We start from the raw sequence: 10,666 nt of genomic DNA on the forward strand, positions 1-10,666 counted from the left end.
ACAACATCGCCCTGGGAGCCGGCGGGCCGGGGGATGCGGACATCCCCGTCTGCAGGGACGGGTGTCGTCCGCGGCTCACGCCCGGTCCGGTGCGCTCCCGAACACCTCGGCCATCCGCTCGGCCGCCTTCAGCCCGGACCCGGTGAGGACCAGCACGGTGGTCTGGCCGGGCTCGATGGTGCCGTCGGCCAGGAAGGCGTCCAGCGCGGCGGCCGCCACGCTGCTGGTGGGTTCGGCGTACAGGCCGCGGGCGGCGAGCTTGCGGACGGCGGCGCGGATCTGTTCCTCGTTGACGGTGGTGGCCGCCCCGCCGGAGCGGCGGATCGCCTCGACCGTCTCGGGCAGCCGGACCGGGTGCGCGATGGAGGCGCCCTCGGCGACCGTCGGGACCCTCGGGCCCCGGCTCGCCGGGTCGATGCCGTTGAACGTGTCGGCGATGGTCGCCCAGTGCTCGGGCTGGCCGACCAGCAGCCGCGGCCGGTGGTCGATCCACCCTCCGTCGAGCAGTTCGGTGAAGGCGAGGTCGCAGCCGAGGATGGTGCTGCCCGCGCCGGCGACCAGCACGACGTTGTCGGGTGCCCGGAAGCCGAGGGACTCCCACATCTCGTAGGCGATGGTCTTGGTGCCCTGCAGGAACATCGGGTGCCAGTTGTGGCTGGCGTACGGGAGGTCCACCGACCGGCGGATCGCGGCGGCGGCCACCTCGTCGCGAGTGCCCTCCACCAGCTCGATCCGCGCCCCGTACGCGCGGGCCTGGAGGATCTTGGCCGGCGAGGTGGCGGCCGGGACGATGATCGTGGCGCCGATCCCCGCGGCCGCCGCGTACGCCGCCACCGCCGCGCCGCCGTTGCCGGAGCTGTCCTCCAGGACGTGGGTGGCGCCCTGGCTGCGCAGGTGGGAGATCATCACCGACACCCCGCGGTCCTTGAAGCTGGAGGTCGGGTTGAACCACTCGAGCTTGGCGTGGATGCGGCCTCCGTCCGAGCCGGGCCGGTCCCAGGCGATCGCGGGCATCGGCGTGAAGCCCTCGCCCAGGCTGACACGGTAGGCCGGATCGACCGGGAGGGCCGCCTGGTAGCGCCACAGCGAGTGCTCGGCAGTGTCGATCCGGTCGGGGCCGAGCCCGGGCAGCGGACCGATCGCCAGCGGCGTCAGGTCGTCCCCTCGCCACCGCCGGTCGGTGAGCGGGTAGCGGGTTCCCGACCGGTCGTAGAGGTAGGGCTCCGCGGCGGGCACCGGCGCGTGCTCGGTCATCGTCGTCAGCCTCCCTCGTCAGCTGATGTCAGCGGCCGGTGGGGCTGACCGGTACGGGAGCGAGGTGGCTGAGTTGCTCGAGGCGCTCGGCGCCGCTCGGTTCGATCGCCAGCGTCGGGAGGATCGCGACGCGCTCGGCATGGTCGGCGACCTCCCGCAGGTGCTCCCCCTCGGCGGCGGCGCGGGCGCGCAGCAGGGAAGAGGTCGGGCCGGCGGCGGCCAGGGAGTCGTTGACCACCCAGGCCCACGGGTGCAGGTCGGCGCGGGCCAGGTCCTGCTCCAGTTCGCGGGCCTCCAGCACCGGGGTGGTCTCGGGCAGCGTGACCAATACGAGCCGGGTCAGCCCCGGATCCTGCAGCCGCATCAGCGGCGTGGTGAAGTGCTGGACAGGGCCCATGCTGCGCACCACCTCGCGGTGGTAGGAACCGGTGGAGTCCAGCAGGAGCAGCGTGTGGCCGGTCGGGGCGGTGTCGACGACCACGAACTGCCGGGTCGCCTGGGTGAGGATCCGGGAGAAGGCGTGGAAGACCGCGACCTCACCGTTGCAGGGGGAGAGCAGGTCCTCGGCGAGCTGGGCCCGGCCGTCCGCGTCCAGATGGGCACCCTTGGTGCGCATCACCCGGTCCCGGTACGCGGCGATCGCCTCGCCCGGGTCGATCCTGGTCACGGTCAGGTTGTCCACCGGGTCGCGGACGACACCCTCGGGGCGCCCGGCGGGATCGGTGGTGGTGAGGTGCACCCGGTGACCGCGGCGGGCGAGGGCGACCGCGATCGCCGCGGCGACAGTGGTCTTCCCGACCCCACCCTTGCCCAGGCACATCACCAACCCGTGGTCGTTCTCGGCGAGTTCGTCGACCAGGGCATCGAGCCCGACGGGCAGGCCCGCCGGCAGGTCGTACGCCACGCCGAGCGGAGGCTCGTCGGCACGGTCCTCGTGAGCGGCCCCGTCGGCGAGAGCGGGGGCGCCGTCGTGAGCGGCCAGCAGGTCGCGCAGCGCCGGCACCCCGACGACGTTGCCGGGACGCAGCCCGATCCGGTCCTGCGGAAGGTCCCGCAGCGCCTCCGGAAGTTCGCGGAGCGCCTCCTGCTGCCTGGCGGCCAGCGCCGCGGCGAGGTCGTCGCCCTGGACCGCATCCGGGGGCAGGACGGCGTTCAGGACCAGGTACTGCCGGCGCATCCCGCGGTCGGCGAGTTCGACGGCCGCCCGGGCCGCCTCGTCCAGTGAGGACCGGTCGGGCCGGGCTACCAGGACCAGCCGGGTGCGCTCCGGGTCGGCGAGCGCGGCGACGGCCCCCGCGTACGCGTCGCGGTGCTTCTCCAGGCCGGACATCGGCCCGAGGCAGGCGGCGACGCCCTTGCCGGTCTCGATGAAGTTGCTCCAGTCACCGGGCAGCGCCAGCAGCCGGATGGTGTGCCCAGTGGGTGCGGTGTCGAAGATGACGTGGTCGTACGCCGCGGTGGAGGCCGGATCGGCGAGGAGGTCGGTGAACTCGTTGAACGAGGCGATCTCGGTGGTGCAGGACCCGGACAGGCCCTCGGTGATCGCGGCGATCTCGGTGGCCGGGAGCAGGTCTCGTACGGGTCCGACGATCTTCTCCCGGTAGGCCTCGGCGGCCACGTCCGGATCGGTCTCCAGCGCGTCCAGCCCGGCGACGGCCGGGATCGGCCGGGGCGTGGTGGCCAGCTCGGTGGCGAAGACCTGCCCGACGTTGGAGGCCGGGTCGGTGCTGACCAGCAGCACCCGCTTGCCCGCCTCGGCCAGGTGCACGGCGGTGGAGCAGGCCAGCGAGGTCTTGCCGACCCCGCCCTTGCCGGTGAAGAACAGGAAGCGCGGCACGTCGGTCAGCAGGTTCAGGGCCATGGCGGGTGCTTTCTGGGTCGCGTCGTCCGGGTCAGGTCGTCGGGGGTCAGGTCGTCCGAGTCCAGTCGCAACTGGCTCGTCCCGTCGAGGGTACCCAGCAGCTCCGACACCCGGATGACCAGCGGCCCGGCATCACCGTCCGGTCACCACGGCCCACAGCGGTCCGGCGCCGATCCCCAACGCCACGCTCAGCAGCGCTGCCGCGACGGCGATCCGGGCCGACCACGGCCGTACGACGAACGCTGCCTCGCCCGCCTCCTCGGCCGCCTCCTCGCCCGCCTCCTCCCGGGATCGGCCGGACGCGTAGACCGGCTCGATCCAGCGCAGGTAGTAGAACAGGCTCAGCAGCGAGTTGAGGACCACCAGGACGGTCAGCCAGGCCAGACCGGCGTCCCACGCGGCCGTCGCGGTGGTGAGCTTGCCGACGAAGACCACCGTCGGCGGGGTCCCGACCAGACCGAGCAGGGTGACGACCAGTGATGTCCCCAACCACGGACGGGCCCGACCCAGCCCCTGGTACGACGCCAGCTCCCGGCGGTCGGGCAGGGCGGTGGAGACGGCGAAGGCACCCAGGTTGGTGACCGTGTAGCCGGCCAGGTAGAGCAGCAGCGAGGGCAGTGCCAGCGGGCTGGCCCCGGCGACGGCGACCGGTACGAGCAGGAAGCCGACCTGGCTGACGGTGGACCAGCCGAGCAGCCGGCGCGGGTCCTGCTGCCAGTACGCGGCCAGGTTGCCCAGGGTCATGCTCGCGGCGGCCAGGACACCGACGAACACCGGCCAGTCGAGTGTCCCGGGAAGCAGGGCCACCAGCCGGTAGGTCGCCAGGAGGGCGCCGATCTTCGGGATCGTGGTCAGGAACGCGGCGACCGCTCCGCCGGCCCCCTGGGCGGCGTCCGGTACCCAGAAGTGGGCCGGCACCCCACCGGCCTCGAACAGCAGCCCGGCGAGCAGGCCGATCGTCCCGGCCGCGACCGCCCCGGCGGGCGCGGCTGCCAGCCGGTCGGGTAGCTCGGCGTACGTGGTGGTGCCGGTGACCCCGTAGAGCACGGTGACGCCCGCCAGGAGCAGGATGCCGAACAGCGCTCCCAGCAGGTAGGTCTTCATCGCCGCCTCCGCGCCCCGGCCGGTACGGGCCATCCCGATCAGCCCGTAGAGCGGGATGCTGGTCAGCAGGAAGCCCGCGCCCAGCACCAGCAGGTCCTCCGCCCCCGCCAGCACCAGGGCACCCGTGGTGGAGAACAGCAGCAGCGCGTACGACTCGCTCTCGCGCGGCGAGTCGGCCAACTCGTCGGCCGCCAGGCCCAGCGCCGCCAGGGTGCCGAGGCAGGCCACCAGCCGCGCGACGCCCGTGGCGGTGTCGACCCGGAAGGTGCCCTCGAACGCCATCAGGTCCGATCCGGCCAGGGCGATCGCCGCGAGGACGGCCGCCGACACCAGCGCCACGCCGGCGACCACCCGGGTGATCCACTGCCGCCGCCGGGCCAGGAACGACCCGGCCAGCAGCGCCGCCAGACCGCCGACGAACACGACGATCTCGGGCAACAACAGCAGGGGGCGCATCGCTGCCTCCGCGGTCACGGGCTACCTCCCGACCAGCTCGGCCACGGTCCGGGCGGCCGGCTCGATCACGTCAAGCAGCGGCCGGGGCAGCACACCGATCAGCAGCGAGAGCAGCAGCAAGGCGCCGACGGCCCACGCCTCGGCCGGCCGCAGGTCGGTGAAGCCGGCCGAGTGGCCGGCCTCCGGGCCGGTGAAGACCCGTTGCAGCGCCCGCAGGAACAGTGCGGCGGTGACCAGGATGCCGACCAGCGCGACGGCGCTGACCGGGGCGACCGCGATGCTGCCGGTGAAGACCTGGAACTCGGCGATGAAGCCGGACAGGCCGGGCAGTCCCAGCGAGGCGAACGCCCCCACGGCGAAGAGCGTGGCCAGCCGCGGTGCCGGGCCCGCGAGCCCGCCGAAGGCGCCCAGGTCGTACGTACCCGCCCGGTCGTGGAAGACCCCGGCGAGCAGGAACAGGGCGCCGGTGATCAGGCCGTGGCTGACCATCTGGGTGACCGCACCGGTGACGGCGATCGAGCGCGCCTCGGCCGGGCCGTTCCCGACCAGCCCGGCCGCTCCGACGGCCATCACGATGTAGCCCATGTGGTTGACCGAGGTGTAGGCGATCATCCGCTTCAGGTCCGTCTGGGCCAGGGCGACCAGCGCGCCGTACAGCACCGACACGATGCCCACGATGACCATCACCCACGCCCAGGCGCGCCAGGCCTGGGGCAGCAGCGGCATCGCGATCCGTACGAAGCCGTAGGTGCCCATCTTCAGCAGCACGCCGGCCAGCACCGCCGAGCCGGTGGCGGGGGCGTCGGTGTGGGCCGGCGGCAGCCAGGTGTGGAACGGAACGGTGGGGGTCTTCACCGCCAGCCCGACGATGATCGCGGCGAGCACCCAGCCGCCGGCCACCGGAGACCCGTTCAGCGGGAGCTGGGCGGCCAGTTCCACCATGTCGAAGGTGTGCGGGTCGGCGTACACGTACAGCCCGATGAAGCCGACCAGCAGGGCCAGCGAGCCCAGGAACGTGTACAGGAAGAACTTCAGCGCCGAGCGGGCGGCGTTGTTGTGTCCCCACCCGGCGATCACGAAGTACATGCCGACGATCGACAGGTCGAAGAACAGGAAGAACAGGATCAGGTCGGCCGAGACGAACAGGCCCGTGCTCACGCCCTGCAGGAACAGGAACAGGGCCGCGCGGGTCCGGGGCCGGTCGTCGTCGCGCAGCGAGTAGACCGCACAGGCGAGGAAGATCACCGCGGTCAGCGCGACCAGCGGCAGGGAGAGCCCGTCGATGCCCACGTGGTAGCTGCTGTTCACCCCCGGGATCCAGGGCACCTGCTCCTCGTACGCCAACCGTCCCGCCGCGGGGGTCCGGTAGCCGGCCCACACCGCGACGACCAGGGCGAGGTCGAGGGCGGTGGCGCCGACCCACGCCCATGCCGCCACCCGATGGCCCAAGGCGGGCACGGCGGCCAGCACCACGGCGGCTGCCAGCGGAAGGAAGACGACCAGACTGAGCATGTTCACCTCACCACGACGAGAACGATGACACCGACCGCCAGGACCGCGATCGCCTGCAGGTAGTACTGGTGCAGCAGCCCGGTCTGCGGGCGGCGGGCCAGGCGTCCGAGCCGGCGGACCTGGCCGGCCAGGCCCTCGACCCCGGCGTCGACCAGACGGTCGTCGAAGGCCCCCGCGTCGGCCGCTGTTCGCTGCACGCCGCCAGCCGCGCCGATCACCGCCCTGTCGAGCACCCGGTCGTCGAACCGGCTGAGGCCCCCGGCCGCGCCCCGCACAGCGGAGGCGGTACCGGTGACAGCCCGGTCGAGCACCCGGTCGTCGAAGCGCGCCAGCCCCTCGGCGAGGGCCAGGGTGGGTCGGACGACCACGGCGCGTACGCCCCGCTCCAGCCCCAGCCAGTCCAGGGCCCATCGGGGCTCGGGGACGTAGCGGCGCCACACCAGCAGCAGCACCAGCAGCGCGAGCACCGCCGAGACCACCAGTTCCACCGGCCCCGGGTGGACGGGGCTGGCGGCCGAGACCCCCGACCGGGCTACCACGGACGGCAACGTCAGCAGGCCCAGGACGGCCGCGGCCGCGGCGAGGATGCCGACGGGCAGCTGTTCGAGCAGGCCGACGTGGCGGGTACCGGGCTCCTCCTCGTCCAGGTGCCCCTCGGCCTCGCCGGGACCGGTGCCGGGGACGCCGCGCCAGATGACGACCAGGACCTTGCCGGCGTATGCGGCGGACAGCGCAGCGGCGGCCAGGCCGACCGCGTAGAGCCAGGGCGAGGCCTCCAGTGCGCCGGCCAGCACCGCATCCTTGGTCGCCCACAGCGACAGGGGCACCAGGCCGGCCAGCGACAGCGCGGCGACGGTGGCGAAGATCCCCAGGGCGCGCCAGCGCCGGGCCACGCCCGGCAGGCCGGCCAGCTGCTTGGTACCCAGGGCGCTCAGCCAGGCCCCGGCGGCCAGGAAGAGCGCCGCCTTGGTCGCGGCGTGGGCGACCAGGTGGGCGGCGCCACCGCTGACCGTGCCGACCCCCGCGCCCAGGACGACGAAGCCGAGCTGGGCCGAGGTCGAGGCGGCGAGCAGTTGCTTCAGGTCCCGTTGGGCGAGGGCGACCACACCGAGCAGCAGTGCGGTGAGCGCCCCGACCCAGGCCGCGGCCGGGCCGGCCCAGGAGGTGGCGGCGAGCAGCGGTTGGGCCCGCAGCAGCAGGTAGCCGCCCATCGCCACCATCGCCGCCGAGTGCAGCAGCGCGCTGACCGGGCTGGGACCCTTCATCGCCCCGGACAGCCAGAACGAGAACGGCAGCTGGGCCGCCTTGCCCAGCGCGGCGACCAGCACCCCGGCGGCGATCACCTGGCGCCAGGCCGGCTGCGCGGCGGGAAGGTCTGCCAGCGCCAGGCCGGCCCCGCCGGCGAGCGCGGCCGCGGCGGCGACGTACAGGCCCAGGTCGGCCGTACGGGTGGTCAGGAACGCGGTCAGGCCGGCGGACACCCGGTCCTGGTCGCGCCACCAGAAGCCGATCAGCGCGTACGAGGTGGCCCCCATCACCTCCCACGCGACCAGCAGCGTCGGCAGCGTTCCGGCCGTCGCCGTGACCAGCGCGGCAGCCGAGAACAGCAGCATCAGGCCGTGGAAGCGGCCCTGGGACCGCTTGATGTCGGCGGCGGAGAACACCAGCACCAGCAGCGTGACCAGGGCCACTGTCGGCACGATCATCGCCGACAGGGCGTCGACGCCGAGGGCGAACCGACTACCGGCCAGGAACGCGACCCCCACGGCCGGGCGGCCGAACGCGACCACCACCGCCAGCACCGTCGTCAGGGCGGAGGTGGCCAGGGACACCGGTGCGGCCACCCGGTCGCGGCCGGGGACCAGCGGCAGCACCGCGCCGACCACGGCGGGCAGCAGGACCAGGAGCCAGAGGGCGGTGTCCATCGTCATCCTCACTCCTTCAGCTCGGTGGCCATGTCGGTCATGTCCGTCTCGCTGCGGCGGTGCAGCAACGTGGCCACGGCGAACCCCATCGCCATCTCCAGCGTCATGGCCGCGATCACCAGCATCAGCAGGACCTGGCCGGTGGGGTCGGGGGCGAGGAACCACCAGAAGCCGGCGCCGGCCAGGATCACCGCGTTGATCATGAGTTCCAGGCCCATCATCACCATCACCACTACCTGCTGGGAGATCGCGCCGTACAGGCCGACGGCGAAGATCGCCGCGGCGATCAGCAGTGTCGCCTCGAGGGTCATCGTCCGACACCTCCCGGCTGCGGATCGTCCGGCGCACCCCGCAGGTCGTCGCCGTAGCGGTCGTAGCGGGTGCGCGCGGAGGCGAGCACGACCCCGGCGACGATGGTGGCGACCATCACCGGGCTGATCACCGTCATCACCAGCATCTTGTGCCCCATCAGTGCCTCGCCCAGGGCCCGGGTGGCGTCCGGCGGCGGGCTCCCGCGGCGGGCGGGCCAGTCGACCAGCAATACGCCGGCGGCCAGGACCAGGAAGGTGCCGATGGCCGCCGCGAGGGCGAGCCTCTTGTCGTGCACCATGCTCATCGGCATCAGCGCGGGGTTCATGCCCATGAACATGACCATGTAGACCGCCATGATCGCCATCTCCATGACCATCATCAGGATCACGACGACGCCGACATAGGTCTGCTGCAGGAAGAGCACCTGCAGGCCGACCGCGACGAAGGAGACAGCCAGGGCGTACGTCGCCCGCGCCATCGAGTCGACGACGAAGACCGCCGCGCCGGCCAGGACGGCCAGCACCCCCAGTACCCAGAAGGCCACGTCGGCGACCACGCTCATCCCCTTCCCGCCGCGACCACCGCGACGACCAGGTCCTGCACCAGGACGGCCGGCAGCAGTACCAGCCAGCCGACCTCCATCAGCTTGTCCGGCCGCAGCACCGGCAGCCGGCGCCGCAGTCCGACCAGGGCCGCGAGCAGCACGGCCGTCTTGACCAGCACCCAGGCCCAGTCGGGCAGGAGCGGACCGGCGCCACCGCCAAGGAACATCGGGACAGCGAAGGCCGCACCGGCGGCCAGGAGGGCGTAGCGGCCGAGCTCGAACACCAGCCGGTCCACGCCCGACAGCTCGGCCCGCACCCCACCGGCCAGGTCGGCGCCGATCGCCGCCGCGAAGGGCCCCCAGACCGAGAACGCCGTCACGCCCAGGCAGTACACGACGAAGGCCACCGGCATCCAGACGACGAACCACAGGCCGTGCTGCGCCGCGGCGACCGCGCCGACATTCAGACTCTGCGCCGCGATCGGCGGCGCGACCAAGGCGAACATCAACGGCAGTTCGTAGCCCAGCCCCAGCGCGAGGAAGCGGTAGCCGCCGACCAGGGAGGGGGCGGAGTTGGCGCCCCACCCGACCAGCCAGACGAACGCCCAGACCAGCACGTCCATCGCGTTGAACCACACCACGCCGACGTCGAGGTCGAACACGGTCCATCGCCCCAGCGGCACGACGGCCACCATCAGCAGGGCCGCGACCAGCAGGCCGGCACCCCCGATCCGCCAGAGCAACGAGTCCGGCTCGATGGTCGTCCGTCGGCGCTGCCGCATCAGCCGGGCCGCCTCGGCGAACGGCCGGCGGAGCCCGACACCTGCGCCGGCCGCGCCGTTCCCCCGGGCGGAGAGCACGCCGTCCAGCACGGCGGCCAGCATGACCAGGCAGCCGAGGATTGCCGCCGCGAGCAGCGACCAGACCGGTGCCGCGGCCTGGACCGCCGTGGCCAGGGGGACGAGTTCAGGCATGCGACTCCTCCTGGGCCTTCGTACGTCCGGGGTCCAGTTCGTGCAGGTCGAGGCCGGCCACGACCAGCCGGGCCGCGGCCAGGTCCAGCCCGACGACCAGATCCGGCAGGGCGGACACCGGGAACGGCTGCAGGGGAGCCAGCCCGCCGCGGCCGGCCCGATCCAGCATGGCCAGCAGCCGGTCGTACGTGTCCCCGGCCAGCCCGGCCGGCAGGTCGCGGGCGGACAGGTCATCGGGGCCGAGCGGAGCGAGCCGACGCAGGGACCACCGCAGGATCACCGATCGGCGCACCCGGCGGTCCAGTCGCTGCAGGCGCTCGGCGGCGTGCCCGTCCCCGTCCAGCAAGTCGTCGCGTACGCGGCGCGCCTCGGCCGCGGCAGCGTCCCAGCCCGCCAGGGCGAGCAGTGACACCACGTTGTCGAGGGAACGTACGGCTCCGGTCGCGGAGACCTCGTCCGCCTGGTCCGCCTCGTCCGGGCCGGGGGCCAGGACCTCGGCCTCGGCCGCGGCGATGACGTCGCCGTGCAGGGTGCAGTGCAGCACCAGGCCGGCCGGCCAGTACGGCAGGACGGGCCCGAGGGGCACGTGCAGGACGTCCATCTCCAGGCCGTCGCGATCCGGCCCACCCTTGGCCAGCGCGATCCCGCCCGGCGACATGTCCATGTCCATGTCCATATCCATGTCCATGTCGCCGTGGTCCATGCCGCCCATGTCCATGTCGCC

9 protein-coding genes are annotated in these 10,666 nt (G+C 73.3%); all 9 read right to left on the reverse strand.

Going from position 1 to position 10,666, the window contains the following annotated elements:
• Positions 1–75: 75 nt before the first annotated feature.
• Entirely contained in the window at positions 76–1,254 is a 1,179-nt protein-coding gene (locus GA0111570_RS03725; RefSeq protein ID WP_092606487.1) for a pyridoxal-phosphate dependent enzyme, read from the reverse strand.
• A 28-nt stretch (positions 1,255–1,282) separates the two neighbouring features.
• Positions 1,283–3,115 carry an arsenical pump-driving ATPase gene (gene arsA, locus GA0111570_RS03730; RefSeq protein WP_092606489.1) on the reverse strand — a complete coding sequence of 611 codons (1,833 nt, stop codon included), beginning with the start codon at positions 3,113–3,115 and terminating at the stop codon, positions 1,283–1,285.
• 132 nt (positions 3,116–3,247) lie between these two features.
• The gene (locus GA0111570_RS03735; protein WP_217634004.1) at positions 3,248–4,693 is read right to left on the reverse strand and encodes an NADH-quinone oxidoreductase subunit N; all 1,446 of its coding nucleotides are present in this window, start codon (positions 4,691–4,693) and stop codon (positions 3,248–3,250) included.
• Positions 4,694–4,696: 3 nt separating this feature from the next.
• Positions 4,697–6,187 (reverse strand): complex I subunit 4 family protein, encoded by a 1,491-nt coding sequence (locus GA0111570_RS03740; RefSeq protein ID WP_092606493.1) that lies wholly within the window; start codon positions 6,185–6,187, stop codon positions 4,697–4,699.
• A gap of 2 nt (positions 6,188–6,189) precedes the next feature.
• Positions 6,190–8,118 carry an NADH-quinone oxidoreductase subunit 5 family protein gene (locus GA0111570_RS03745; RefSeq protein WP_092606495.1) on the reverse strand — a complete coding sequence of 643 codons (1,929 nt, stop codon included), beginning with the start codon at positions 8,116–8,118 and terminating at the stop codon, positions 6,190–6,192.
• Positions 8,119–8,120: 2 nt separating this feature from the next.
• A complete protein-coding gene (locus tag GA0111570_RS03750; protein WP_092606497.1) occupies positions 8,121–8,423 on the reverse strand; it encodes an NADH-quinone oxidoreductase subunit NuoK in 303 nt (100 codons plus the stop codon).
• Entirely contained in the window at positions 8,420–8,980 is a 561-nt protein-coding gene (locus GA0111570_RS03755; RefSeq protein WP_092607129.1) for an NADH-quinone oxidoreductase subunit J, read from the reverse strand. Before GA0111570_RS03755 ends, GA0111570_RS03750 begins: the two co-directional genes overlap by 4 nt.
• 2 nt (positions 8,981–8,982) lie before the next feature.
• The gene (locus GA0111570_RS03760) at positions 8,983–9,942 is read right to left on the reverse strand and encodes a complex I subunit 1 family protein (protein ID WP_092606499.1); all 960 of its coding nucleotides are present in this window, start codon (positions 9,940–9,942) and stop codon (positions 8,983–8,985) included.
• The coding region (locus tag GA0111570_RS03765) for a hypothetical protein (RefSeq protein WP_217634005.1) at positions 9,935–10,666 on the reverse strand (732 nt) is incomplete at its 5' end. The genes GA0111570_RS03765 and GA0111570_RS03760, both read right to left, overlap by 8 nt.

It is taken from the genome of Raineyella antarctica (genome assembly GCF_900092135.1).
GTDB classification, from domain to species: Bacteria; Actinomycetota; Actinomycetes; order Propionibacteriales; family Propionibacteriaceae; genus Raineyella; species Raineyella antarctica.

Excerpts from the sequence above, each read along its gene's own strand:
- GA0111570_RS03725 (WP_092606487.1), bottom strand. The coding sequence starts at position 1,254 with ATGACCGAGCACGCGCCGGTGCCCGCCGCGGAGCCCTACCTCTACGAC.
- arsA (WP_092606489.1), bottom strand. The coding sequence starts at position 3,115 with ATGGCCCTGAACCTGCTGACCGACGTGCCGCGCTTCCTGTTCTTCACC.
- GA0111570_RS03740 (WP_092606493.1), bottom strand. The coding sequence starts at position 6,187 with ATGCTCAGTCTGGTCGTCTTCCTTCCGCTGGCAGCCGCCGTGGTGCTG.
- GA0111570_RS03745 (WP_092606495.1), bottom strand. The coding sequence starts at position 8,118 with ATGACGATGGACACCGCCCTCTGGCTCCTGGTCCTGCTGCCCGCCGTG.
- GA0111570_RS03750 (WP_092606497.1), bottom strand. The coding sequence starts at position 8,423 with ATGACCCTCGAGGCGACACTGCTGATCGCCGCGGCGATCTTCGCCGTC.
- GA0111570_RS03760 (WP_092606499.1), bottom strand. The coding sequence starts at position 9,942 with ATGCCTGAACTCGTCCCCCTGGCCACGGCGGTCCAGGCCGCGGCACCG.